This is a genomic window from Pseudomonas acericola (SeqCode) (genome assembly GCF_053456465.1).
This window is the reverse complement of record NZ_JBRFJB010000002.1, coordinates 1-25,441: the sequence shown is the minus strand read 5'-3', so window position 1 is coordinate 25,441 and position 25,441 is coordinate 1. Positions and strand designations below refer to the sequence as shown.

At 61.9% G+C, this 25,441-nt stretch carries 24 protein-coding genes, 1 tRNA gene and 2 pseudogenes; 10 read left to right on the top strand and 17 right to left on the bottom strand.

The annotated features are described in order from the left end of the window. Positions 1-7: 7 nt before the first annotated feature. Genes sctR through sctW form a run of 8 tightly spaced genes read right to left on the bottom strand, consistent with a single transcriptional unit; the run spans position 8 to position 7,978 of the window. On the bottom strand, positions 8-661 hold the full coding sequence (gene sctR / locus ACU688_RS06055; protein WP_448184061.1) for a type III secretion system export apparatus subunit SctR: 654 nt from the start codon (positions 659-661) through the stop codon (positions 8-10). After that, complete coding sequence (gene sctQ / locus ACU688_RS06050; protein ID WP_448184060.1) at positions 658-1,671, bottom strand: type III secretion system cytoplasmic ring protein SctQ; 1,014 nt, start codon at positions 1,669-1,671, stop codon at positions 658-660. The genes sctR and sctQ overlap by 4 nt, the downstream gene beginning before the upstream one ends. Beyond that, complete coding sequence (locus tag ACU688_RS06045) at positions 1,668-2,120, bottom strand: type III secretion system HrpP C-terminal domain-containing protein (protein WP_448184059.1); 453 nt, start codon at positions 2,118-2,120, stop codon at positions 1,668-1,670. Before ACU688_RS06045 ends, sctQ begins: the two co-directional genes overlap by 4 nt. Beyond that, positions 2,117-2,545, bottom strand: a complete 429-nt coding sequence (gene sctO, locus ACU688_RS06040) for a type III secretion system stalk subunit SctO (protein WP_448184058.1) — start codon at positions 2,543-2,545, stop codon at positions 2,117-2,119. Before sctO ends, ACU688_RS06045 begins: the two co-directional genes overlap by 4 nt. After that, positions 2,532-3,890, bottom strand: coding sequence for a FliI/YscN family ATPase (locus ACU688_RS06035; protein WP_448184057.1), 1,359 nt, complete (start codon positions 3,888-3,890; stop codon positions 2,532-2,534). The genes sctO and ACU688_RS06035 overlap by 14 nt, the downstream gene beginning before the upstream one ends. Beyond that, the gene (locus ACU688_RS06030) at positions 3,887-4,789 is read right to left on the bottom strand and encodes an FHA domain-containing protein (protein WP_448184056.1); all 903 of its coding nucleotides are present in this window, start codon (positions 4,787-4,789) and stop codon (positions 3,887-3,889) included. The genes ACU688_RS06035 and ACU688_RS06030 overlap by 4 nt, the downstream gene beginning before the upstream one ends. Positions 4,790-4,826: 37 nt before the next feature. After that, on the bottom strand, positions 4,827-6,920 hold the full coding sequence (gene sctV, locus ACU688_RS06025) for a type III secretion system export apparatus subunit SctV (RefSeq protein WP_448184055.1): 2,094 nt from the start codon (positions 6,918-6,920) through the stop codon (positions 4,827-4,829). Between the two features lie 2 nt (positions 6,921-6,922). Continuing rightward, positions 6,923-7,978, bottom strand: a complete 1,056-nt coding sequence (gene sctW, locus ACU688_RS06020; RefSeq protein WP_448184054.1) for a type III secretion system gatekeeper subunit SctW — start codon at positions 7,976-7,978, stop codon at positions 6,923-6,925. Positions 7,979-8,241: 263 nt separating this feature from the next. On the opposite strand from sctW, the gene ACU688_RS06015 reads away from it, so the two are divergent. From ACU688_RS06015 to pgeF, 5 genes are all read left to right on the top strand, one after another. After that, on the top strand, positions 8,242-8,793 hold the full coding sequence (locus ACU688_RS06015; RefSeq protein ID WP_448184053.1) for an RNA polymerase sigma factor: 552 nt from the start codon (positions 8,242-8,244) through the stop codon (positions 8,791-8,793). A 211-nt stretch (positions 8,794-9,004) separates the two neighbouring features. Next, positions 9,005-9,081 (top strand) — tRNA-Met (locus tag ACU688_RS06010). A 188-nt stretch (positions 9,082-9,269) separates the two neighbouring features. Further along, the gene (locus tag ACU688_RS06005; RefSeq protein WP_448184052.1) at positions 9,270-10,049 is read left to right on the top strand and encodes a PhzF family phenazine biosynthesis protein; all 780 of its coding nucleotides are present in this window, start codon (positions 9,270-9,272) and stop codon (positions 10,047-10,049) included. Between the two features lie 36 nt (positions 10,050-10,085). After that, positions 10,086-11,915, top strand: coding sequence for a gamma-glutamyltransferase (ggt, locus tag ACU688_RS06000; RefSeq protein ID WP_448184051.1), 1,830 nt, complete (start codon positions 10,086-10,088; stop codon positions 11,913-11,915). A 26-nt stretch (positions 11,916-11,941) separates the two neighbouring features. After that, complete coding sequence (gene pgeF / locus ACU688_RS05995; RefSeq protein ID WP_448184050.1) at positions 11,942-12,646, top strand: peptidoglycan editing factor PgeF; 705 nt, start codon at positions 11,942-11,944, stop codon at positions 12,644-12,646. Between the two features lie 170 nt (positions 12,647-12,816). Here pgeF and ddlA read toward each other — a convergent pair whose 3' ends face one another. Genes ddlA through ACU688_RS05975 form a run of 4 tightly spaced genes read right to left on the bottom strand, consistent with a single transcriptional unit; the run spans position 12,817 to position 15,413 of the window. After that, positions 12,817-13,911, bottom strand: a complete 1,095-nt coding sequence (ddlA, locus tag ACU688_RS05990) for a D-alanine--D-alanine ligase (protein WP_448184049.1) — start codon at positions 13,909-13,911, stop codon at positions 12,817-12,819. A 44-nt stretch (positions 13,912-13,955) separates the two neighbouring features. Next, the gene (locus ACU688_RS05985) at positions 13,956-14,594 is read right to left on the bottom strand and encodes a LysE family transporter (RefSeq protein WP_448184048.1); all 639 of its coding nucleotides are present in this window, start codon (positions 14,592-14,594) and stop codon (positions 13,956-13,958) included. Positions 14,595-14,629: 35 nt separating this feature from the next. Then, positions 14,630-14,842, bottom strand: a complete 213-nt coding sequence (locus tag ACU688_RS05980; RefSeq protein ID WP_448184047.1) for a helix-turn-helix domain-containing protein — start codon at positions 14,840-14,842, stop codon at positions 14,630-14,632. Between the two features lie 7 nt (positions 14,843-14,849). Continuing rightward, entirely contained in the window at positions 14,850-15,413 is a 564-nt protein-coding gene (locus ACU688_RS05975) for a DUF2975 domain-containing protein (protein WP_448184046.1), read from the bottom strand. 203 nt (positions 15,414-15,616) lie between these two features. On the opposite strand from ACU688_RS05975, the gene ACU688_RS05970 reads away from it, so the two are divergent. After that, positions 15,617-16,426 carry an AraC family transcriptional regulator gene (locus tag ACU688_RS05970; RefSeq protein ID WP_448184045.1) on the top strand — a complete coding sequence of 270 codons (810 nt, stop codon included), beginning with the start codon at positions 15,617-15,619 and terminating at the stop codon, positions 16,424-16,426. A 121-nt stretch (positions 16,427-16,547) separates the two neighbouring features. Here ACU688_RS05970 and ACU688_RS05965 read toward each other — a convergent pair whose 3' ends face one another. Continuing rightward, positions 16,548-17,891 carry an MFS transporter gene (locus tag ACU688_RS05965; protein WP_448184837.1) on the bottom strand — a complete coding sequence of 448 codons (1,344 nt, stop codon included), beginning with the start codon at positions 17,889-17,891 and terminating at the stop codon, positions 16,548-16,550. 122 nt (positions 17,892-18,013) lie between these two features. Here ACU688_RS05965 and ACU688_RS05960 point away from each other — a divergent pair, with 122 nt between their 5' ends. Beyond that, positions 18,014-18,898, top strand: coding sequence for a LysR family transcriptional regulator (locus tag ACU688_RS05960; protein ID WP_448184044.1), 885 nt, complete (start codon positions 18,014-18,016; stop codon positions 18,896-18,898). 3 nt (positions 18,899-18,901) lie between these two features. Here ACU688_RS05960 and ACU688_RS05955 read toward each other — a convergent pair whose 3' ends face one another. From ACU688_RS05955 to ACU688_RS05940, 4 genes and pseudogenes are all read right to left on the bottom strand, one after another. Then, entirely contained in the window at positions 18,902-19,477 is a 576-nt protein-coding gene (locus ACU688_RS05955) for a flavin reductase family protein (protein WP_448184043.1), read from the bottom strand. A gap of 52 nt (positions 19,478-19,529) precedes the next feature. Further along, positions 19,530-19,961: pseudogene (locus ACU688_RS05950) on the bottom strand (methyl-accepting chemotaxis protein); the annotation flags it as partial. A 108-nt stretch (positions 19,962-20,069) separates the two neighbouring features. Further along, positions 20,070-20,756, bottom strand: a pseudogene (locus ACU688_RS05945) (PAS domain-containing protein); the annotation flags it as partial. A gap of 195 nt (positions 20,757-20,951) precedes the next feature. Continuing rightward, positions 20,952-21,284, bottom strand: a complete 333-nt coding sequence (locus tag ACU688_RS05940; protein ID WP_448184042.1) for a DUF2790 domain-containing protein — start codon at positions 21,282-21,284, stop codon at positions 20,952-20,954. 226 nt (positions 21,285-21,510) lie between these two features. On the opposite strand from ACU688_RS05940, the gene ACU688_RS05935 reads away from it, so the two are divergent. The 3 genes from ACU688_RS05935 to ACU688_RS05925 all read left to right on the top strand — a co-directional run bounded on the left by ACU688_RS05935 (position 21,511) and on the right by ACU688_RS05925 (position 25,237). After that, positions 21,511-22,830 (top strand): OprD family porin, encoded by a 1,320-nt coding sequence (locus tag ACU688_RS05935; RefSeq protein WP_448184041.1) that lies wholly within the window; start codon positions 21,511-21,513, stop codon positions 22,828-22,830. Positions 22,831-23,171: 341 nt separating this feature from the next. Continuing rightward, positions 23,172-23,846, top strand: a complete 675-nt coding sequence (locus tag ACU688_RS05930; RefSeq protein WP_017738105.1) for a heavy metal response regulator transcription factor — start codon at positions 23,172-23,174, stop codon at positions 23,844-23,846. Then, positions 23,843-25,237, top strand: coding sequence for a heavy metal sensor histidine kinase (locus tag ACU688_RS05925; RefSeq protein WP_448184040.1), 1,395 nt, complete (start codon positions 23,843-23,845; stop codon positions 25,235-25,237). Before ACU688_RS05930 ends, ACU688_RS05925 begins: the two co-directional genes overlap by 4 nt. Positions 25,238-25,441: the final 204 nt, after the last annotated feature.

Genomic DNA, 25,441 nt, shown 5'->3' with positions numbered 1-25,441 from the left:
AGGCTACTCAGAAATAGGAAAGAAACAGGCTGTCGAGCAGCCGCGACCAACCGGATACCAGCACGAACAGGAGCAGTTTGAGCGGTAGGGAAATGGTCATCGGCGAGACCATTTGCATGCCCAGCGCCAACAGCAGGTTGGAGACGATCAGGTCGATCACGATAAAGGGGATGTAGATCAGGAAACCGATCTCGAAGCCGGCCTGCAACTGCGACAGTACAAAGGCTGGCACCAGCAGGATCAGGTCATCGCGCTGAACCTCCTGGGCCATTTGCGCAGGCCATAGCCGCCCAGTGTTCTCCAGCAAATGCGTGAGCACGTCCGCGTCGACATTGCGCAGCATGAATGCACGCAACGGTTTGATCGCCTCCGAGCCCGTCTGCAGAAGCGCCTGCACATTGCTCGTGTCCAGCGGGGCAGTTTTTAAACCCTCGGCGATCTCGTACCCCACCGGCGCCATGATAAACAGCGTGGCCGCCAGCGCGATGCCGTTGATGGCCATGCTCGGTGGCACCTGCTGCACACCGATGGCGTTGCGGGTAATCATCAGCACAATGACGATCTTCAAGAACGCGGTGCACACAATCAGCAGCATGGGCAGCAACGACAGCGCGCCGAGAAAGACCGCCAGGACAATGGGGTCAAGCCCCTGGATGTTCATCGACTGAAATTCACACGGGAGACCTGCAAGCCCAGGCGCCCATCGACTTCGACCAGTTGCCCCTGGCCAATGAGGCGGTCACCGTAGTAGAGCCCGGCCATGCCCGGTGCATAGCCGCCGATACCCAATACCGAACCGGGGGCGAGATTGCGCAGCTCGCCAAGGGTGAGGTTCAAGGTGCCACAGCGGACATTGAGCAGCATGCTCAACTCGTCAAACGGCTCGCTGCCGAATACATCCACCACGGGTTCATCGTCTTCCTGATCGGGGTAGTGGGAAACTGCAAAATCCTCGTCCACGGAGGTGTCCTCTAGAGAAGTAACGGTCAGGCACAACGGCCCGGTTTCATCGCCGATGCGCCCCAGCAATCGCTGCCTGCCCGCCGCTACGTGGCCGGTGCCGTCGGCATGAAAAAACAGCCGCTCAAGCACCAGCACATCACCGGCGCGCAGGCCGCGCACTTGGCTCATCGGCAGTTGCACACGGCCCAGGGTCACGGTCAGCGCCAATGGAAAAGCCGCCGGCAGCGGCGCGGCGACAGCACGCCACGCGGCGGCGTCGCATAAGGCCAGGAAGCTGTTGGGCGTCAGCCACACATAACCTGCGACGCGGGAAGCGCCCAGGGTCACGCTGAGCCGGCAGCCGAACCCAGTGGGGCGTTCGGTGTTCAGCAGGCGCACATAACCCAGCAACGCTCGCACCTGGGGGCTCAGGTGGTGCTGGAACAAGGCCCAGAACCACGAATCAGGATCATTGCCCGCACTGGCCAATGTCACCGGGCAATCGCCCAACAGACTCAGCAGTGGGCCGGCCTCCGCGAACGCCAGTACGCCCCGCGCCGTCTCGAAGCATGTGGCCTCGCCCTTGCCGGTAAAGTGTCCGGGTTCGAGGCGCAGCTCTCCGCGGTTTGCTGCGACCTGAAACGGCAGGCAGAGACCACGCCCCAGGCGCCGGCGCGCGACAACCGTATCGCCGTTGATCAAAGGCAACGTCAAAGACGGCATCATCATGCCGAGCCAGAGTTGGACAAATGCAGGTTGACCGCCAGCCCCAGCGCGTCCGCCAACCGTTCCTGGCACTGCTGCCGCACCCCCTTGAGCCAGCGCGCCGTGGCGTCGAGTTCAGCGTCCAGCTCGATGTTCCAGGCGCCCTGCTCACGGCGCACACTGGCGTTGATCCGGCCCAGGCGCGGCAGATACAACGTCGCCTGGAGCGGCCACTGCGCAGCGCCCAGCACACGAGGCACCAGTTGCTCGGTGAGTGCCTGCACCAACGTGGTCGTGGACGCCGCCTTCATGTTGCCCAGGGACGCCCCGTAGCCTCCCCCGCCCTCCTCATCGGCAAGCAGTTGGGCAAAGAACCGCCCCTGCTCCCACAGCACCACGCTCGTCGCTTGCGGTTCACGCTCAGCCCTTGGCGTACGTGGGCGTTCAGCGGGTTTGGTTGAAACCTGGGTCATGTCTGCTCCTCTGCCAGCAATAGGGCCAACTCCTTTAGTTTTTCCACCTGGCGCAAGCACTCGGTGACCTGTTTCTGCGCGGTGCCAACCTGGGTTTTTTTCTCATCCTGCTGGCCTTGCAATGCCTGTAACTGGCCTTCTTCACGCCTGGTGCTGGCGCATAACGAGCGCTCCTTCACGCCCCAGGATTTCAGGGCCTGGAGGCTGAGCACCTGGCCCTGATGCTCGCTGAGCAACTGCGCACTCTGGCGCGCCTCTTCCTGGCGGGTTTGCTCAAGCGCATCCGCGGCCTGGCGGATATGCGCGAGCAAGGTTTGTTCGGCGCGCTTGGCTTCACGCAGGGCGCGCTCGGCACGGTCAGCCCGATGCCGGCGCAAGCGCCGCAGGGTTTCGATTTCACTCAGCGCGGTATCAGAATGGGACATGGCGCGTCAGCTCCCGCAGTTGCTCCAGCGTCATCGCCATCGGCGAGGGTTCACGCAAGTCCTGACGCAAGAAACCATCGACCGCCTCGCGACTGTCCACTGCCAGGTCGGTCAGGGCATCGCTGCCCGGCTGGTACTCGCCGAGCTTGAGCATCAGTTCAATTTGCTGGTACGCCGACAGCAGCCGACGCAATGCCGTACCGGCGCGGATGTCATCGGGCTCGGCGACGTTGCTCAAGATCCGCGACAGGCTGGCCAACACGTCCACGGCGGGATAGTGGCCACGCTCGGCCAGCTTGCGCGACAACACGATGTGGCCGTCGAGCAACGAGCGCACTTCATCGGCCACCGGATCACTCATGGAATCCTGCTCGATCAGCACCGTGTAGATCGCGGTGATCACCCCCTCGCGTGTCAGCCCGGCCCGCTCTACCAGCCGCGGCAACAGGCTGTACACCGACGGCGGCAAACCACCACGGCCCAGCGGTTCGCCGGCGGCCAGGCCGATCTCACGCTGGGCCCTGGCAAAACGCGTCAGGGAGTCAATCAACAGCAACACCCGTTGCCCCTTGCGCCGGAAACCTTCGGCCAGGGCCGTCGCGGTAAACGCGGCACGGGCTCGCTCCATGCTGGAACGATCGGAGGTGGCGCACACCAACACGGCCTTGGCGCGCAGTTGTTCGTCCAGTTCATGATCAAGAAACTCACGCAGCTCCCGGCCCCGCTCGCCGATCAGGCCGAACACGATCACATCGCACTCCACGTTACGGGCGATCTCGGCCAACAAGGTGGTCTTGCCGCAACCGGCCCCCGCGAACCGGCCCACACGCTGCCCTTCACCTAATGTCAGCAAGCCGTCGATCGAACGCACCCCCGTGGCCAGCGCGCGGTTGATCCTCGGCCGCTCGGTGGGCAGCGGCGCTTCACACAGCACAGGGCTTGCGTCCTGTGTGTCGGCATCGACAAATGCCGTGGGGCCTTCGCCGGTGATGGGGCGTCCAAAACCGTCCAGCACCTGGCCGAGCAATGCATCACTGACCTGCACCCGATGCGGCACGCCAAGACGCTCCACGCTTGCCCCCACCCGCACGCCTTCGAGGTTACCCAGGGCACTGAGTACGGCATCTTGCTGATCGAAGCCGATGATCTCGGCGAGCATGAAGTCGCCGGGATTTTTCTCCACCTGACACAGGTCGCCAATCCGCGCCTGGGGCAACCGGCATTGCAGCAACATGCCGTTGACGCGTTGGATGCGGCCGCGCATCGTCACCGGTGCGAAGCTCACCAGCGCCTGTGACTGGCGCTGTTGCCAGGCGTCGAGACGCTGTTGCAGATCAGCACTCACCAGTGCACCTCGTAGCGCTGCTGGCCATCGAAGATCACCTTGCTGTTATCGATCAGCACCAGCCGCAGGCCGTCCAACTCGTCGCCCACAAACAACCGGCCACCGTCTTCCAGAACCACATGGCCGTTCGGCCCGCCAATGATCTGCACAATCTTGAACGGCAATGCTTCGTCACTGACGCGGACACGACTGATCACTGGCACGGCACTGTCGAACAGCTCGCCAAAGCGGCTGAGCATGCGCGCCACCAGCTCCACATCATCCTGGGGAACCTCTCCACTGAGCGTGACCTGGCCATTGATCACCTGCAGGCTGACCCGCTGTCCCAACTCACGCTCGCTGAGCATCCTCAGCAACTGCTGGCGTACTTCAAACGGCGAAGCCAATTCTTTTTTCTGGAACACCGCTGGTGCCGAGGTCGCCTGAGCCTCACGGTCATCGGTAGAAACAATGCCCACCGCCACAATGATCACGGCCGCCACCAACACCAGGCTGAGCAGGCGCTTTTGCTGCGCCTGTGGCATAGACGACAGCTTCAATGTCGGTGAAATCTCTGCGGCCACCGGTGGCGGCGCAGCGCCTGGTGCGGGTGCCGCCTGTGGCCAGGGCTGATCGGCCAAGGTGACGCACAGCCGAATGGCGCCGATCGAAAACGGCACATTCGGGGTCAGGTTCACGATTTGTGCCAGCACCTGCCCGTCGGCGCCCTGCAACAGCCCCGCCTCGGCCTGCACCGACCAAATAGAGTCGGTCAACCGCAACCGCGCATGCTGCTCGGCAACCCCAGGGTCCTTCAACAACAGGTCTGCACCCTCGTGGGCCCCGATGCTCCACTGCTCGCCAAACAGCGGCAACGCAGCGCCCTGATGCAAACCATCCAGTACACGCAGTTCAAACATCAACCGCCCCTCCCCGGTACTGAACAGGGTGAAACCCTCATGCCACCGCTCCGCGCATCAGCTCATCCTGGCCCACGTCAAAACGCCCCAGCACTTTCACCTTGGAGGCACTGCCCAATTCCGCAAAGGAAAGCACCGGCACATGGTTGAACTCTTCGAGCAGCAAGGTACGCAAAGGGCTGCGCAGGTCTTGCGCCACCAGCATCACGCTTTTGCTTTTGGCACGAACCGTAAAGGCCTGGTTGAGCAGGTTGACCAACGCCGCGCTGCTGTCGTTATCAAGGGCGAAGAACACGCCGGTCTGGGTCTGGCGCAACGCATCGCGCAGGATGTTTTCGGTTTGCGGCGACAGCAGCCAGGCATGCAGGCCATCGGCCTCGCTGTACTGGTGAAAGATCTGGGCCTTGAGGGCGATGCGCGCATAGTCGGCCAGTGCTTCCGGCTCACGCTCATGCTGGCCGTACTCGATCAACGACTCGACGATCAGCCGTACCGCCCGCAACGGCACGCCTTCGCTGGCCAGGCGCTGCAACACCGCAGAAAACCGCGAGAGCGGCATGATGCGCTGCAGCTCCTGCACCAACTCGGGCTGGTTGTGCTCCAGCCAGCTGAGGATCGACTTGCTTTCCTGGATGCCCAGAAACTGCGGGCCGCTGAGCATCATCGCCTTCTTCATGCGCTCGATGATCAACTCCGTGGCACTGAAGCGCTCCAATTGCGCGTCAGCCAGCAGCGGATCGTCGGGGGCCAGCCAGAGCCACTCCTGTTCATCGCGCTCCGCCAGCCCTGGCAATGCGTGCTCGGGCTCGACCTTCAGTGCCGAGCGCTCAACAGCCAGATGGCTGACAACCGACGCCCTGACCATCGGCACTTCATGCACGCAGAAACGCATTTCGTCGTCGGCCAGCGAATCATCAAGCTCCACTTCAAACGGCGGCAGTGTCAGGCCAATGTTGGCAACCAACGCGTTGCGAGCCTGGCGTATGCCATGAATCAAGTCGGTCACCTGGGGCGTACCGCGCAGTACCGGCGAGAACTGCAACAGGTAGGGGCGCGACGGGTCGAACCCGCGCAAGTCTTCCTTGCCGTTCTCTTCCGGGCGAACGGCGTCGGCGGCCTCGGTGGCAGGCCGGGCCTGTCGTTGACGCTTGCGTACGAGGTAATAGCCGAGGCTGCCGGTGATCAGCGAGATCAGGATAAATACCCCGGTCGGCATGCCGGGCACGATCGCAAACGCGAGCATGCCCACCGAGGCGATCACCCAACTCTTGGGTTCGCTGGTCATTTGCCGGGCAATTTCCGCGCCCATATTGCTCACACCTTTGCTCCCGTCCGGGGCTACGCGGGTGATGATCATGCCGGCCGTCAGGGAAATCAGCAGTGCCGGAATCTGGGCGATCAAACCGTCGCCGATGGTCAGCACCGAATACAGCGCCATCGAGTCGGCTGCACTCAACCCATGCTGGAACATCCCCGTGGAGAAGCCCCCCAACAGGTTGACCACGACGATGATCAAGCCGGCGATGGCGTCGCCCTTGACGAACTTCATGGCCCCGTCCATAGCACCGAACAATTGACTCTCGCGGGACAACTGATCGCGCTTGTCCCGGGCTTGCACGCCGTCAATCAGGCCGGCACGCAGATCGCTGTCGATGGACATCTGCTTGCCTGGCATCGCATCCAGGCTGAAACGTGCCGCCACTTCGGCGACCCGTTCCGAGCCCTTGGTAATCACCAGGAAGTTGACCAGGGTCAGGATCAGGAAGATCACCATCCCCACCGCCAGGTTGCCGCCGACCACGAAGTTGCCGAAGGCCTCGACGATGTCACCGGCGTCCTGCTCCAGCAGGATAAGGCGCGTCGTTGCAATCGATAGCGCCAGGCGGAACATCGTGGTCAGCAGCAGGATCGAGGGGAACGACGAAAACGCCAAAGGCCCCGGCAGGTAAAGCGCCAGCACGATCAACAGGCAGGAAATACAGATATTGAGGGCAATCAGGATGTCCACCAGCCAGGTGGGTAGCGGCACGATAAAGATGAACACGATGGCCATGACCACCACGGCGCCGAGGACTTCGGCACGTTGCGCCACCTTGAGCAGCACGGCATTGATGGTCTTGAGTACGCTCACGCCTACGTCCCCCCATCCACGAAGCGTGCGGGCCCGCGCTCGATCCTGGCCAGTTCATCCATCACCGCGACAAAGCAGATCAAGGTCTCCTGCCGTACGCGGCTGTCTGGCCATAGCGCCAGGGGCAACTGCTGCAAAACGGGGTAAAGGGCGTTGAGCGATACGAGTTGCTGGAAGGACGGCCCCCCCCCCAACTCATCTCCCAGCCGCAGGATTTCACCGGCCGCGATACCAGAGCCGGCGTAACCCAACAGGCGCTGCAACAGCTCCACGGCGTCATGTTCGATGCTCAAGCGCTGGATCAACGCCTGGCACCCCCCCAACACCCCGGTCAACTGCCCGCAACTCTGCAACCCCATCAGCAGTGTGCGCAGCATGGCGGTGGGAACGGACGATACATGGGCCGCGATATCATCCGCCAAGGCACCGCGCATCACTTTGAGCCCGGCAGCAAAGCCCTCGCCACCGTACACGCCCAACAGGGCCTGCATCATGGTCGCCAGGGATTGGCGCCTGACCACGCTGGCGTAGTAGAGCGCACGCAGTGCCTGGCGTTCTTGCGGGTCACCGCCGCTGGCCTGCAATGCAATCGCGATATTCAGGCCGGCCTGGATTTCCCGCTTGAAGCGAACCTCCAATTTGGCAATGGCGTCCCGGACAAGCGCGGCTTCAATCTTGCGCGCTTCGGCTTGCGCCAGGGCCGCCACTTGCTTGAGCACTACGAACGTACGTGCCGGATCGTTGCCCGTGAGGTCGAGCAGTGTGTCGGTACTGGGCTGCCGCAACAGCTGAAAGCGCACCCGTCGAGCCATGGACGCCAGCGTCGCCTGTGCCGGGTGGCCCAGTTGGTCATACAGTTGCGCAAGCCGCTCGGTGGACGGCACGCGAACGCCCAAGGAACGCTGCTGCAACGTCCGATTATTGAGGGCTACCTCCTGACCGAAGAGCTGGGCCAACTCATCTGTCGCCTTCACCGACGTCGGTGCAGCCGGCTGCGCCACGCCGGTCTGATCCAGGCGCTGGAGTATGTGCACATCGGGGGAAGATTCGACTTTCATCGGCGGGCCAGGACAGAAAGAGTGTGTCCCTGTGTGGCAAGCCGGGGCCATCCGGTTCCATCGAAACCCGCGCTATCGCAATCGACGAAAAGAACCGCACAAACCCTTGCAGCGCTTTGCAAAAAACCGCACAAAAACGCTTCAATTCAAGATATATATTTATATTAATCAACAAGTTAAACGATTTTTTCCGTTGGCATAACCAGTGCAAAAGGGGTTCCCGTCGAAACCATTTCGACTGCGTCTACCCTGAGGAAAAAATCATGAGTATCCCTATCGAAGCTTTGGTTCACCTTGTTGGCAGCTCGCCTCAATTCATGCTTCAACTGACGGACGAGCAGCAAAAAAAGCTGCGCCGTTTTATTCATAAACGTGTACTCAACCCCGAGGATGCGGATGACCTCCTGCAACTGACCTACCTGGAAGCCTGGCGCAACCGGGAGCGTTTCAGCGGCCAGGCGACCCTCAGCACCTGGATGTGTGGCATCGCGCAGAATCTGATCCGCAACCATTTCCGGCGCATGTATGCCAAGCCGGTCCATTGCGAGTTCGATGAAGCGCTGTGGCATGGCCAGGAAGACAGCCGCAACCTGGACTGGGAATTCGAGATCAACCGTCGCCTGGAGAAAACCCTGAGCGCCATCGACCTGCTACCGCAGGAAATGCGTAAAACGCTGTATGCATCGCTGGAAACCGACGGTAGCTACCAAGACACTGCCGACGTGTTGGACATTCCGATCGGCACCGTTCGCTCACGCCTGTCGCGGGCACGCGAACAGCTCAAACGCGTCACCCACAACTCGCTGTACCCGTAAGTCAGACCACGCGTTGGGCGACAGGGATTCTGCCCAACCGAATCACGCCGCAACCGCTCTCGACTAATTTGCCCCCCCTCGAAACACCCACGCCCACCGCACCACTCGTCGCGGTTTCGCCCTATTTCGCTTAAACAGTTGAAAGCGTAGATAAAAATTAAAAATAAACGCTTGACGCATTCCCGTTCTCCGCGAATAATGCGCGCCACTTGGCTACATAGCTCAGTTGGTTAGAGCATAGCATTCATAATGCTGGGGTCCGGGGTTCAAGTCCCTGTGTAGCCACCAAGTACTAAAAACGGCTTACCGAAAGGTAGGCCGTTTTTTTATGCCCGCAGAAAAGTACCAGGACGATAACGCGCCCGCTTGCGACCAACACAACCGTGCAGATGCGCGCAAAAAAACACGCCATCTGTATTTTGACGCTCCCCTGAGCCACTGTTAGTGTCCAGCCTCCCCCACACGGAGTGCCCCCGATGAAACTGGACATCTACCAAGTCGACGCCTTCAGCCAACACACCTTCGGCGGCAACCCGGCGGCCGTCTGCCCGCTGACCGAGTGGCTGCCCATCGAGCAACTGCACAACATCGCCGCCGAGAACAACCTCTCGGAGACCGCGTTTTTCGTCCCACGCGGTGACATCTACGAACTGCGCTGGTTTACCCCGGAAGTCGAAGTGGACCTGTGCGGCCACGCCACGCTGGCAGCCGCCTGGGTGTTGATCAACCAGTTGGCGGACGCGCCCGAAGTCCTGCGTTTTGCCACCCGCAGCGGCGAGCTCCGCGTAACGCGCAACGGCGACGAGCTGGCGATGGATTTCCCGGCCAAGCGCCCCGAGCGTTGCGAGCCGCCAGCGGGGATGTTGAACGCGCTAGGCATCGAGCATGCCGAAGTCTTCGGCACCGATGACTACATCGTGCTGGTGGACGACGAAACCCAAATCGCCGCGCTGACCCCGGACTTCGCCCGCCTCAAGGGCCTGCCCAAACGCGGTATCGCGGTGACGGCCAAAAGCGCGCGGTTCGATTTTGTCTCCCGCTGGTTCGGGCCGAACGTGGGCATCAATGAAGACCCGGTCACCGGTTCCGCCCACACCTCGCTGGCACCGTTCTGGGCCGAGCGCCTGGGCAAGCAGCAATTGACCGCCGAACAAGGCGGAAAACGCCGTGGCCAGTTGCGCTGCGAACTCCAGGGCGACCGCGTGATCATCTCCGGCAACGCCGTGCTCTACCTGCAAGGCACGATTTACCTGTAAAACACCAAGCCCCAAGGACAACAGATCATTCTCAAAATGAACGGAGTTCAGCGCGTGTTTTCGATTTATCGCCGGCCGTTGTCGGTCTTGGCTGCGGCCCTCACCCTGGCCGCCTGCCACAGCCCAGTCACCGAACAACCACCGGCACCGGAGCTGGGCTCGGGCTACCGCAGCGACCTCACGCTGCGTCACGCCGAACGCCACATGGCCGCCGCCGCCAACCCACTGGCCGCCGCAGCCGGGCGCGAGATGCTGCGCCAAGGCGGTTCGGCGATTGACGCGGCGATTGCGATGCAGGCCGTGTTGACCCTGGTGGAACCGCAGTCGTCGGGGATTGGCGGCGGTGCCTTCATCATGCTGTGGGACGGCCAGAACGTGCACGCCTATGACGGCCGTGAAACCGCGCCGGCCGGTGCGACAGAGCGGCTGTTCCTAAGGGCCGACGGCACGCCGATGGGGTTTGCCGAGGCGCAGATCGGCGGGCGTTCCGTCGGTACGCCGGGTGTGTTGCGCGCGCTGGAAATGGCGCACAACAAGACTGGGCGCCTGCCATGGGCCACGTTGTTCGAGCCGGCGATTCGCCTGTCGCAGCAAGGCTTCGCGATTTCCCCGCGCTTGCATGCGCTGATCGCTGCCGACCGCTACATCCCGCAGTCGCCGGACATGGCGGCGTATTTCTTGAATGCCGATGGCACACCAAAAGCCACAGGCACACTGTTGAAAAACCCGGCGCTGGCCGCCGTATTCCAACGCATCGCCAAGGAAGGACCGGACGCGCTGTACCACGGGCCGATTGCCGCTGAAATCGCGCGCAAGGTGCAGGGCCACAGCAACGCCGGGAGCCTGTCCCAGGCTGACCTGCAAGGCTACAGCGCCAAAGAGCGTGCGCCGTTGTGCACCGACTACAAGCAATGGAAAGTCTGCGGCATGCCGCCACCGTCGTCGGGCGGGATCGCCATCGCGCAGATCCTCGGCACTTTGCAGGCCCTGGAAGCGCGCAAGCCGCAACTGGCCATCGCGCCGATGAAACCGCTGAAGAGCGCCTCACCGGCCGGCCTGGAACCGACGCCCGAAGCCGTGCACCTGCTCGCCGAAGCCGGCCGCCTGGCGTTTGCCGACCGCGCGCTGTACGTGGCCGATGCCGACTTCGTCCCCGTGCCGCTCGCCGGTCTCGTCGCCCCGGACTACCTGGCCAGGCGCGCCGCCTTGATCGGCGAGCGCAGCCTGGGCGTTGCCAAGCCCGGCACGCCGGCGGGCCTCCAAGTGGCGTACGCGCCAGACCGCTCGCCGTTGCGCATCTCCACCTCGCAGGTGGTCGCGGTGGACGACCAAGGCGGCGCCGTATCGATGACCACCACGGTCGAAGCGGCGTTCGGCGCCCATGTGATGGTCCAGGGCTTTTTGCTCAACAACCAGATGACCGACTTCTCGTTCATTCCCGAAGAAGACGGCCAACCGGTAGCCAATCGCGTCGAGCCCGGCAAACGCCCGCGCTCGGCGATGGCGCCAACCCTGGTGTTCGACCGCCACAGCGGCGAGTTGCTGGCCACCGTCGGCTCGCCGGGCGGCTCGCAGATCATCGAGTACGTGAGCAAGTCGTTGGTGGCAATGCTCGACTGGCAACTCGACCCGCAAGCGGCCATCAACCTGCCCAACTTCGGCAGCCGCAATGGCGCTACCGAATTGGAAGCGGGCCTGTTCAGCCCGGCGTTGAAACAGGCCCTGAAAGACAAAGGCCATGCCCTCAGCGAGATCGATATGACCAGCGGCGTGCAGGCCATCGTGCGCACACGCGATGCCCAGGGCAAAGTGTCCCTGAGCGGCGGCGCGGACCCTCGGCGTGAAGGCGAAGCCCTCGGCGACTGAAACTTTTAGCGATGGAGATCAACCCCGTGCAACAGACAGACAACCTCGGCGCCCTCGCTGGCATCGATCATGGTTTTTGTACGATCAATGACCCGCAATGCCCGGATGACGTGTTTATCTGCAAGCAGGTGCACAGTGCTGCGGTGATCGACTGGCAGGCGGATCAGCCGAGCAACACGGTGCCGGCCGACGGCGTGTTCACCGGCTCGCAGCAGCCGATCGCGGTGATTACGGCCGATTGCCTGCCCATTCTTATCGCCGCCAACAACGGCGAGAAAGTGGCGGCGGTGCATGGCGGCTGGAAGGGCCTGCAAGCAGGGATCATCGCCAATGCCGTGCAGCGTTTTGCCGAGGCCGGGATTGGCGCCGAGCAGTTGCAAGTGGCTATCGGTCCGTCGATCAAACCCTGCTGCTATGAGGTGAGCGCCGACTTTATCGCGCAGTTCCAGGCCGATCAGGGTCACTTGTGGCGCTTTGCCCAACCGGCGCCGTTGCTGCCACCGCAGATTGCACCGCCCCATGCACGGCAAGCGGGCAGCGCGTGGTTCGACTTGAGCGCCTACGCGCTGATGCTGTTGCAAGCAGCCGGCGTTCGGCGCGAGCAGGTGGAGGTCAGCAAGGTCTGCACTTACTGCTCGTCGCCGGCGTTTGCCAGCTACCGCAGAAGGACCCACCACCCGGAGGAGGTGAGGACGTTGTTGTATTCGTGGATTGCTCGTACAACGGCCTAGAACGAACGCTGTACCTGTGGCGAGGGAGCTTGCTCCCGCTGGGCCGCGAAGCGGCCCCTGCTCTTTGCTTAAAAAGGCTGGGACTGCTGCGCAGTCCAACGGGAGCAAGCTCCCTCGCCACAGAGACAAGCTCCACCCATCACTAGAAAATCAGCCCAAGCCCGTCAAAATCACCGACTGATCTTCAACCCCTTACGCCCCGCGTGCCGCTCCAACGCCAGCTCGATCAACCGGCTCACCAGTTCGCTGTAGCTCATCCCCGCCGCCTGCCACAACTTGGGGTACATGCTGATGCGGGTGAAGCCGGGCAGCGAGTTGATTTCATTGATCAGCACTTCGCCGTCGTCGGTCAAAAACACATCGACCCGTGCCAGCCCTGCGCAACCCAACACCTCAAACGCCTCGATGGCCAAGCGGCGGATACGTTCGCTGGCTTCGACGCTGATATCCGCGGGTACCACCACCTGAGCGGCCTGGTCGTCGATGTATTTACTGTCGTAGGAATAGAAACCGCTGCTCACCACAATCTCGCCACAACCGCTGGCGATGGGGTGGTCGTTGCCCAACACGGCGCATTCGATTTCACGGCCGCTGACGGCGGATTCCACCAGCACTTTTTCATCGAAACCCAGGGCCAGTTCGACTGCCACGTGGTACTCGGCTTCGCTGCCGACTTTGCTCACGCCCACCGACGAACCCTGGTTCGCCGGCTTGACGAACAGCGGCAGGCCGAGCTTGTTCACTGCATCGTCAAAGGTTGTCTGTGCAGCAGTGCGACGGGTCAGGGTGATGAACGGCGTGACCGCAATCCCGGCGTCGCGCAGCAGGCGCTTGCTGATGTCCTTGTCCATGCACACCGCCGAGCCGAGCACGTCGGAACCGACAAACGGCAGATCGGCCATGCGCAGCAGGCCTTGCAGGCAACCGTCCTCGCCCAGGGAGCCGTGGACGATGGGGAAGATCACATCGACATGGGCCAGCAGGTCGCCGCCAGAGGTTTCCACCAGTTGCTGGCTGGCCTTGCCCGGCACCACCGCCAGTTCGCGGTTGGATTGGTTGAGGGCGATCAAGGCCGGGTTTTCCTGGTTGATCAGGAAGTTCGAGGTGTCATTGAGGTGCCAGTGGCCGGCCTTGTCGATGCCGATCAGCACCGGCTCGAAACGCGTGCGGTCGAGGGCATCGACGATATTGCGCGCCGATTGCAGCGAGACTTCGTGCTCGGCCGAACGGCCACCAAAAATAATCCCTACGCGCACCTTGCTCATGACCCAGCCTCACTGTTGAAAGTAAGGCTTCTTACCACGGGCCGTCAGCGATTCGCTACCAGATGTGCGCCGAACAGCACGTAGCAACCGCCGGCAAAACGGTCGAGCCACTTGCGCGAACGGCTGTAGAGGTTGGCCATGCGTTCGCTGGAAAACACCAGGGCCACGCTGGAATACCAACTGAAGGACAAGGTGGCCATGGTGATCACCGCCAAGGTCAACAGCATCGGCGACGGTGACGGCGGCATGGTGGACGCGAAGATGGTGGCGACGAACAACGCCGCCTTGGGATTGGACAAATTGCCCAGCAACCCCAGGCGCCAGGCGGCGAACAGCGAGCGCCGGGGCTCGTCCGCCAGCAGGTTCTGGCCCATGGCCGGCGCCGAGCGCTTGAACAGTTTCAAACCGAGGTAGATGAGGTAGCAGCCCCCGATAATCTTGAATGCCAGGTACAGCATCGGTGCGGCGGTAAACAGCGACTTGATGCCCAGGCCACCCGCCAGCCCCCACAGGATCGTACCGGTGGCCACACCCGCCGATGCCACCACGCCATGGCGGCGCGAACAGCTGGCGGCCAACTGCGCAGTGTTGAAAAAGTTGGGCCCAGGCGTCACCACCGCAACGGTCCAGAGCAACGCCAACGATAGCAAAGGTGCCGCATACGCCTGGTTGGAGAACAGCATCGTTGAACCCTCTTCACAACGTTGATAAGCCGCTATTACTCGGGCTCAGGTACATGCACCAGCAGGTCACCTGGCTGGCACTCAAGGTACATACAAATGGCGTCCAGCGTCCCCAGCCGTATCCCCTTGACCTTGCCTTGTTTAAGCAATGACAGGTTCTGCTCGGTAATTCCGATGGCCGCCGCCAGGTCCTTGGACTTGACCTTGCGCCGGGCAAGCATGACGTCCAGTTCAATCACAATGGGCATGTCGGTCTCAAACAAATGTACGGTTTTCAGAATCCACTTCACTGGCCTGCAACAGGATACGCGCGATTATCGTGATGCAGGCAGCCAAAAACAGTGCAACAAAACTTGGGGCCGTCACACTCAGGCTGATCATTCGTTGGCCTACGGGTTCGTTCATTGTCACCCAGACGCTCAGCAAGGGCTCACATAAAAAATCCAGCACGACCCACGCCGCAACCGCTTTGCCGACCTTCCCAAGATGCAACGCTGCCATGCTGGAGAAATACTCCCCGCGCGCATAGCTCTGAAACAGCTTGCGCAGGTGACTCAAGCCCGACGCCAGTGCCATCAAGGGAACGCTGGACAACACGATCCCTCCCAGCGTTTGCCACAGCGGAAACAAAGCCACCTGCTCGACCCGCCCCTGAATCTGGCGGTCGCTCAAGGCAAATCCAAACCCGAGCCCGTCGGTGGAGGAACTCAATACGGGAAACAGCCACACAGCGGTATTAAGTACCAGCATGGCAATGATAAGCAGCAGTGTGAGCAGCGACATACGTTGGCTGAGCAGGGCAATGCGTTGAGTATTCATAAAAGTGCTCAAAGGGTGAATGTCGAAGCAAGGTAACGAATAACTTATCGTAAAACAATAATAAATCATCGCAAATCAATACTAAAATCTAAAAGCATGCCTCTATCGCCTCAAAAAACGCGCACAATCGTTCAAGACCTCGACAGACAACCCGAGCCAGACTGGGTTAACGTGTTTCCACTTCCAATGTGTGACAAGCCATCATGGGCAATCCCATCTCCCCCCTCGACTGGATGCACCGCGCCCCGCATGCCAGCGGCATGGACCGTATCGAGGCGTACTTTGCCGGCTTCGCGTTCGACCCGCACCGCCATGACACCTACGCCATCGGCCGTACGTTGTTCGGCGTGCAGAGTTTTCATTATCGCGGCTGCATGACCCACAGCCTGCCCGGCACGACCATGGTGATTCATCCCGATGAGACCCACGACGGTCGCGCCAGCAGTGAGGAAGGCTTCCGCTACCGCATGATCTACGTGGAGCCGGCGCTGATCCAACAGATCCTCGGCGGCAAGCCATTGCCGTTCATACCCTGTGGCCATACCACCGACCCGCGCCTGTTCCGCGCCAGCGAAGTGCTGCTGCAAAGCCTGGATTGCCCGATTGATCCGCTGCTGGAACAAGACGCCATGTACGACGTGGCGCAAGCCCTCAGCGAGGCGTCCGGGGTGATCACCAGCCGCAAGAGCTTCGACTACATTGCCGCCGAACGCGCGCGGGAATTTATCCACAGCGCCCTGGGCCGCAGCATCACCCTGGACGAAATGGCCGAACACGCCGGCCGCGACCGCTGGGCGTTGTCGCGGGATTTTCGTTTGTTGTTCGGCACCAGCCCCTACCGTTACTTGACCATGCGTCGGCTGGACCTGGTGCGCAGCCTGCTGGCCCAGGGCCAATCGTTGGTCAATGCGGCCATGACGGCGGGGTTTACTGACCAGAGCCACATGACCCGGCAGTTTCGCAGCACCTACGGCATGCCGCCGTCGCGTTGGGTGAAGATGCTGGGGCGCTGAAAAAGCCCGATGTGGAATACCGTCAATGTGGGAGCTGGCTTGCCTGCGATGGCTGAGTGTCAGTCACTGGATACTTGGCTGATACACCGCTATCGCAGGCAAGCCAGCTCCCACATTGGATTTAGGTTGTTTCTAGAATTGAGTTCGACTTAGCGCCGCGCTCCCTCAGCCCCAACGCCACCACCGCCCCCACCAGCGCAATCCCCGCACTCCACCACAACGCCCACTCAATCCCACCAGCATTCGCCACCGACACCAACACCGCCAGCCCCAGCGCCCCACCGATCTGCTGGCTGGTGGACGCCATCCCCGCCGCCACGCCCTGCTCCCCCGGGCGGATACCCAAGCCGGCCGCCACCCACATCGCCGTCCACGTCATGCCCTGACCGATGCTCAAGATAAAAATCCCCGGCAGCAGCGACCAGAATCCCACGCCCGTCGGTAATGCCCAGCACACCAGCGCGATGCCCACGGCTCCCGCCAATTGCCCGCTGACCAAGGTATTGCGCAGCCCAATCCTGACCAGCGAACGCTCCGCCAACCAGATGCCGAACGTGCACACCAAGGTCGCCGGCAAAAACGCCAGGCCCGCCTGCAACACGCTGTAGCCGTAGACCTGCTGGTAATACAGCGCCAGAAAGTAGTACTGCACGCCAAAGCTGCTCATGAATACCGCCGTCAGCACCATGGCCATGCGCAGTTCGCGGTAGGCCAGCAGCCGCAGCGGCATCAGCGGGTCGCGGCCACGATGTTCGATCCAGGCGAACAGCCCCAGCAGCGCCACCGCCAGGGCAATGCAGCCGAGGGTCGACGGCGCCGTCCAACCCCACTCCGGGCCTTGCACCAGGGCGAACACCAGCAAGGTGCCGCCGACGGTTACGGTCAGCGCGCCGCTGATATCAAAGTTGCGCCCACGGGCCCGCTCGCCGTCGGCAGGAATCCAGTAACGCGCCGCCCAGGCGCAGCCGCCGGCCAACGGCACGTTCACCAGGAACACGGCCTCCCAGCCCCACACCTGGGTCAACACGCCGCCCAGCAAGGCGCCGAGCGCCAGCCCCGCCGCAGAGGCTGCGCTCCACACCGCAAACGCACGGTTGCGTTCAGGCCCTTCGGCGTAGTGAGTGTTGATCAACGCCAGCGTCGCCGGAAACAACAGCGCCCCGCCCACGCCCTGCACCGCCCGCGCCAGCACCAGCAACACCGCGCTGCCGCCCAATACGGCGGCCAGGGACGCCAACGCATACAGCGCCTGCCCGGTCCGGTACAAGCGGCGCTTGCCGAGCAGATCCGTGGCGCGCCCGCCCAGCAACAGGAAGCCGCCAAACGCCACACTGTAGGCACTCACCACCCACTGCAATTGCTGGGCGGAAAAATCCAAGTGCGTGCCGATCTGCGGCAGCGCGACAAACACGATGGTGGCATCGAGGGCGATGATCAGTTGGGCGGTGGCCAACAGCATCAGCATCCATCCAGAGGGTCGAGAGGCAGACATCACAGCGTCCTGTGCAGAAATGAAGTGCGGCCAGTGTGTTTTATGCGCAATAGATGATAAATAGCGCTATCACTCTTTCAGTAATGACTTTAATCATGGATCTGAACGCTGTTCGCCTGCTGGTCCGCGTGGCCGAAACCCGCAGTTTCACCCGCGCCGCCGGCGACCTGGGGCTGACCCAATCGGGGCTCTCACGCGCCATCTCACGCCTGGAAAACGAGCTGGGCGTGCGCCTGCTGCAACGCAACACCCGCAGCGTCAGCCTCACGCCCGACGGGCAGTTGTTGTACGAGCGCAGCGCGCCGTTGCTGGCGGAATTGGCCGAGGCCGAGAAGCTGATGCTCGACCGCCGTGGCAGCCCCTCGGGCCTGTTGAAGATCAGCACGCCGTCACTGTTCGGGCGCAAGGTGGTGATGCCGGTGATCGGCGAATTGACCCTGCGTTATCCCGAGCTACGCATCGAAGCCGTGATGACCGACCGCCTGGTGGACATCGTCGATGAAGGCTTCGATGCCTTGCTGCGTACCGGCGAGATCCAGGACCAACGCCTGATTGCCCGCACCCTTGCACCGTTGCGCTGGGTCACCGTCGCCGCCCCCGCCTACCTCGCTCGTTTCGGCACACCGCAAAACGTCGATGAGCTCAAGGACCACCACTGCCTCACCGTGCGCAATCTGCGCAGCGGGCGCATGGTTGACTGGCAGTTCATGCTCAATGGCAAGGTGCAGGACGTGAGCGTCGAAGGGCGACTGATCTTTGATATCGGCGACGCGCTGGTGGATGGCGCGGTGGGCGGCTTTGGCATCGCTCAGGTGATGGATTTTGCCGTACGCGACGACTTGGCCGCCGGGCGCCTGGTGCCGGTACTGGAGGATTTCGCCGGGCGCAGCCGGGCGATTTCGTTGGTGTACCCGCCGTCCCGCCAGTATTCGCCGAAGTTGGTGGCGTTTGCCGAGGCGTTGGCAAACGCGCGCTGGTAGGGCTTAGAGCTGGCGCCCGGTGATCGGCTCGCCAATGGTCAGGAAGTGACCGCCCGCGATGTGATGCAAAGTGCGCAATGAATCGTGGCCTTCGAAGTGCCAGTGGCCGTCGCTGAACACGCGCTCATCGGCATACGCCGCGACTACTTCGCCAAGGAACAAATCGTACGTCTGTTGATTGTGCGGTTCGGGCAACAGGCGGCATTCCAGCCAGGCCACGCAGCCTTCCAGCAGCGGTGCATCGGTGTGTTCGCCGCTGAACACTTGTAAGCCGTAAGTGGCGAATTTGTCCGTCTCGCTGCCGGTGGTATTGCCGACGGTCTGTACGAGATCAGCCTGGGCCACGCAAGGCACTTGCAGCACGAAGGTGCCGCTGCCTTCCAGCAACTGGCGGGTCCAGGTGGCTTTATCCAACACCACGGCGACCTTCGGCGGCTCGAAGTCCAGCGGCATCGCCCAGGCGGCGGCCATGATGTTGCGCTGGCCGTTGTGGGCCGCGCTGACCAGCACGGTCGGGCCGTGATTGAGCAAGCGGTAGGCCTTGGACAATGGAACGGGGCGACGGTGGGTAGGGCTCATGGACGGTCGGCTCTTCAAGCAGGAAAGCGCCTACGATACCTGAGCCCTAGGCTCAGCTCGACAGTTGGTTGGCGAACTGCCCTACAGCGCTGACCACCTTCTGCGCGCCGTCCTGGATCTCGACGATCACCGAGCCCGCTTCTGCCGCCAGGGCCAGGCCTTGCTCGGCTTGCAGGCGACCATCGGTCATCAGCGCCACCGCCTCGCGGGCCATGTCCTGGTTCTGACGCACCACGCCGACAATTTCCTCGGTAGCCTTGCTGGTGCGCGAGGCCAGTTGGCGCACTTCATCGGCCACCACCGCAAAACCACGACCTTGCTCGCCGGCACGTGCCGCTTCGATGGCGGCGTTGAGCGCCAGCAAGTTGGTCTGCTCGGCGATGCCGCTGATGGTCTTGACGATGCTGCCAATCACCTGGGACTGGGCATTCAACGCCTCGATGCCTTCGCCGGCCTGCTGCATGTGCTGGGCCAGGTCGCGCATCACATCAACTGCCTGGGTCACCACCGTGGTGCCGCGCTGGGCGCTGTTGTCGGTTTGCAACGAGGTGCTGTAGGCGATGTTGGCGGCGTCGGAAACCGCCTGCTCCTGATTGACCTGATCGGTAATCACCGTGGCGAACTTCACCACTTTGTACAGGCGATCCGTCGCATCCAACACTGGGTTGTAGGTCGCTTCCAGCCACACTGTGCGACCGTGGCTATCGACGCGCTTGAAGCGCGCCGCGACAAACTCGCCGTTGTTCAGGCGTTTCCAGAAGTTCTGGTACTCGGCGCTGTTGTATTCCTCCGGTTCGCAGAACATGCGGTGATGCTTGCCCTTGATCTGCGCCAGGCTGTAACCCATGCCGCCGAGGAAGCGATCGTTCGCGGTGAGCACGTGCCCGCCCAGGTCGAACTCGATCACTGCGGTGGAGCGCACCAGTGCGGTGATCAGGTTTTCATGCTCGCGCGACGCCTCGATGGTGCGGGTCAGGTCGCTGGAGAAGATGGAAAAGTGCTTGATCCGCCCATCGGAGCTACGTACCGGCTGCACGATCGAGCGCAACCACGCTTCCTCGCCACTGCCGCGCATCAAACGCACAGTGCCGGCGAAGTGCTCGCCACGTGCCAGGGCGTTGTTGAAGCGTTGCTGGAACTCGTCATGCTTCACATGCGCCGGTGCCAGGTCGCCAATGGCGCGGCCTTGCAGTTGGCCGCTCTGGTAGGCCATTTCCTTGAGGAAGTTGCCATTGGCCCAATCGATACGGCCCTGGGGGTCCAGCGTCAGGCACAACATCTCGCTTTCCAGGCTCTCCTTGACCTGCTGCAAGCTGGACAGTTCTTCGCGAAGAGCGGACAGCTCCTGCTTCAAGCGGGTGTTGAACATGGGGCACCGATGGTCAAATGGAGAGAAGGATCTGACCTGCATCGGCCCTGGCGAGGTTTTCTGAAGAGTCCTTTAGGCCAAGGCCCAACTATATTTTTGGATCCATCAACCGCCATTGTTTCGGCACACCCCCATCACTTGGTATTCAAGGGTGTTGAGCTTGCCGGTGGAGTCCTCATAGGTCATGCGCGAAGGCACCGGATTGCAGCTGCGAATCGGCGGCGTCACGCTGACCACCTTGGCGATATCCAGCGGCATGCCATAGCGATACACCTGCACCTCGGGCGCGGACTTGCCGTTGCGGGCGGCGTAATCGGCCATGACCTTTTCATTGCGCTCCATCATCAAGGCAAAGGTACGGTCGCCGCCGCCTTCGGCCAATGCGCCGAACGACAAGACTGCCGCCAATACACCCAGGCCAAGTTTAAAAAAGTTCATCACAAGTTCCTCGCTTCAAAGTTGAGTGCCCAGCGTAACGAGCGAACCCTGACGCGATGTTCACCAGAACATTACTTATTTGTTAGGTGAGCGTGAGATTCCAAAATTGTAATGTGCGTGCCACTTCGCCGTTATCTGTCATTTGCAACTATCAGCCCGGGCCACATCAATAAGAACGCCCACCTCATATAAGAAGCTGATCACTGCCAATACCGAGGAGCGCAACATGCACAGTGCTTATTACACCCTTCCCTTTTCATTGCTGGCCGCGCTACCCCTGGCCGCCGTGGCCGTGGAAGACAAGCCCGAAGGTTTTATCGAAAGCAGCAGCGTGAACGTGCTGGCACGCAATTTTTACTTCAACCGCGATGACCGCAAGGGCCAATCCAGCCCCACCGGCAATGGCTACTCCGAAGCCTGGGCGCAGGGGTTCATTGCCAAATTCGAATCCGGCTTTACCCAAGGCACGGTCGGTTTTGGCCTGGACGCGTTTGCCATGTACGGCCTCAAGCTCGACTCGGGCACCGGCCGCAGCGGCGGCAAGGGCTCGTTTGGCGTGCTGCCGGTGGACAGCGACAACCATCCAGAATCCGCCTACAGCAAATTCGGCGGCGCCGCAAAACTGCGCGTGCTGGACACCGTGATCAAGGCCGGCGACGTGTTCCCGCTCACACCGGTGGTGGCCTACGGCGACTCGCGGCTGTTGCCGGAAAGCTTTCGTGGCGTCACCGCGCAAAACACCAGCCTGGAGGGCCTGAGCCTGCAAGGCGGACGCTTGAGCGGCATGAGCCAGCCCACCGAGAGCGGCATGGACAAAGGCTTTGCGACGTTCTATGCGGGCAAGGTCGACTCACCGTGGATCGGCTATTTCGGCGGTGATTACCAACTCAACAAGCATCTGAGCGTGAGCCTGTACAGCAGCCGCTTGAAGGACGCCTGGGACCAGTATTACTTCGGCAGCGCCGCCAACTACCCGCTGAACGATGAGGTTTCGCTGTTCGGCGACTTCAACTATTACAAGGCGGTGGATGAGGGCAAGAAACGCCTGGGTGAGTTCGACAACAACATCTGGAGCGCCAGGCTCGGCGTGAAGATCGGCGCCCACAGCGTGGCCGTGTCGCACCAGCGCAACAACGGTGATGACGACTTCGATTACCTGCGCCAGTCGGACTCGATCTTCCTCAACAACTCGATCCAGTACAGCGACTTCAATTCCCCCAAAGAGCGTTCGTGGATGGTGCGCTACGACCTGGACATGCAGCCATTCGGCATTCCCGGCCTGTCATTCATGACCCGCTACGGCAAAGGCACCGGCGCCGACTACAGCAACGCCAACGCGGTGTACATGCGCCGCGATGCGGCAGGCGACCCGCTGACCGATCAGCGCCGCTGGGAGCGCGACATCGAAGCCAAGTACGTGGTGCAAAGTGGCAACTTGAAAGACCTGTCGTTGCGCTTGCGCCAAGCCACGGTGCGTTCCAGTGCATTCGAGTCGGACCTGGAAGAAGTGCGCTTGATCGCCGAGTACCCACTGGCGATTCTTTGAACCATTACATTCGTTCGCGCTTGGCTAACATCTGTTCACAACTAGCCAGTTATCAAAACTGTAATATTGGCCTCACCTTCTGGTTAAGTTGAACTTTATAGACTGGCTTCAACTTGCAACACCGAGCACATTCATCTCTGAAGCTTTTGTGTAGCTCCTTTGGAAAGAGATGGATTTTTTAACGCCCCATTGGGGCGTTTTTTTTGCGTGCTCGCTTAGTTGCGACAGAACGTCGCAGTTGACCCTGAAGTCACTTCACCCTTCAGAATTTTCCTACTCCCCCAGCAGCACCCTCCATAAGGAAATGGACCCCCTTCTCTTTCGGAAAAAGGTAAACCCCCATGCGTATCCTTGTGGTTGAGGACGAGCAAAAAACCGCCGCCTATTTGCAGCAAGGCCTGACTGAAAGTGGCTACGTGGTCGATTGCGCCGCCAATGGCATCGACGGCCTGCACCTGGCCGCGCAGCACGCCTATGAATTGGTGATTCTCGACGTCAACCTGCCGGGCAAGGACGGCTGGGAAGTGCTCGAACAACTGCGCCGCAACGGCAGCCAGCGCGTGATGATGCTCACCGCCCGTGGGCGCCTGGACGACAAGATCAAGGGCCTGGACATGGGCGCCGATGATTACCTGGTCAAGCCCTTCGAGTTTCCCGAATTGCTCGCGCGCGTACGCACGTTGTTGCGGCGCAGCGAACATATCCCACAGCCGGAAGTGTTCTGCGTGTCGGACCTGGAACTCGACCCGCGCCGCCATCGTGCCTATCGCGGCACCCGGCGTATCGACCTGACCACCAAGGAGTTCGCCCTGCTCCAGGTGCTGATGCGCCAGACCGGCGAAGTGATGACCCGCACGCAGATCATTTCCCTGGTGTGGGACATGAATTTCGACTGCGACACCAACGTGGTGGAAGTCTCCATCAGCCGCCTGCGGGCCAAGGTGGATGACCAGAGCGAGGTCAAGTTGATCCACACCATTCGCGGCGTCGGCTACGTGCTGGAAGCGCGGCCATGAAGACCGGCAGCCTGTCGATGCGCCTCGGCCTGACGGTCAGCTTGATGGGCGCCGGCCTGGTGCTGCTGCTGGCCAGCCTGGCTTACCTGGCCCTCACCCATGAACTGGAAAAGCTCGCGCGCAAGGGTTTGGAAAGCAAGATGGAACAGATCCAGCACAGCCTGGCGCAAGGCCTGGACGCTCGCGATATCCGCGCCCGCCCGCACTCGCTGTTGGACTTGGTGATCGGCCACGACAACTTCTACTTGACCATCGTCGGTACCGCGCCCGACGAGCGCGTGCTGCTCAGCGTCGGCGCCAAGCCCCAGGTGCCGCTGCTCACCGACTACCCGCACCGGGAAACCCTCGGCTACCTCAACTGGGAGGACCGCGACGGCAACCAGGTGCTCAGCGCCTCCAGCCTGATGCGCCTGGCCAGTGGCGAGCGCGTGCGCGTGGTGCTGTCCCTGGACCGCATGGACGACCAGGCCCTGCTCAGCGCCTACCTGCGCGCCACGGTCGTGGCGTTGCCCTTGCTGTTGCTGTTGATCGGCATGGGCGCCTGGTGGCTGGTGCAGCGCGGGTTGGCGCCGTTGCAACAGTTCAGCCACGTCGCCGCGCAAGTCACCACCCAGGACCTGACCCATCGCTTGGCCCTGGATAACTTGCCCCAGGAACTGCGGGAACTGGCCCAGGGCTTCAACGTGATGCTCAATCGCCTGGATGCAGGGGTGCAGCAGTTGTCACAGTTTTCCGACGACTTGGCCCACGAAATGCGCGCACCGCTGACCAACTTGATGGGCAAGGCCCAACTCACGCTGTCGCGCCAGCGGCCGCCGGAGGAATACAAGGCAGTGCTGGAATCCAGCACTGAAGAACTGGAGCGATTGTCGCGCATCGTTTCCGACATGCTGTTTTTGGCCCAAGTCAGCCACCCGGCTGCCCGCGCGTCGTTTGCGGCGGTGTCGTTGACGGATGAGGCCCAGCGGGTGATGGAGTTGTTTGCGTTGGGTGCCGAAGACAAACACCTGACCCTGACGTTGATCGGCCAGGCGCAGATCCAGGGTGATCGCCTGATGATCCAGCGCGCCCTCTCCAACCTGCTGTCCAATGCGATCCGCCACAGCCCACCGGGTGGGCATATTTCGCTGCGGGTGGAGACGTATGCGCAGCAGGTGTCGATCTCCGTCAGCAACCCCGGCGCGGGCATTGACGCCCGACACCTGCCCCACCTGTTCGAACGCTTCTACCGCGCCGACAACAGCCGCGCCCGCACCGAAGGCGGCACCGGCCTGGGGCTGGCCATCGTCAAGTCGATCATGACCCTGCACCAGGGGCAGGCCGAAGTGCGCAGCCCGCCGGGTGGCATTACCTCGTTTCGGTTGGTGTTTCCCCTGGTGGCGATTGGTTAAGTTTCCTGTGGGAGCTGTCGAGCTTTAGCGAGGCTGCGATGGCGGTGGGTCTGGCAACTGAGATGTCGCCTGTGCCGCCGCTATCGCAGGCAAGCTGAACTGGCCTAATGAATTTGGACACATCAATAGGGCGCTATGATGGCGCCCAAACCTGAGGTGTGCAGATGATGCGAAAGTCCTATTCCAGCGAGTTCAAGCTCAATG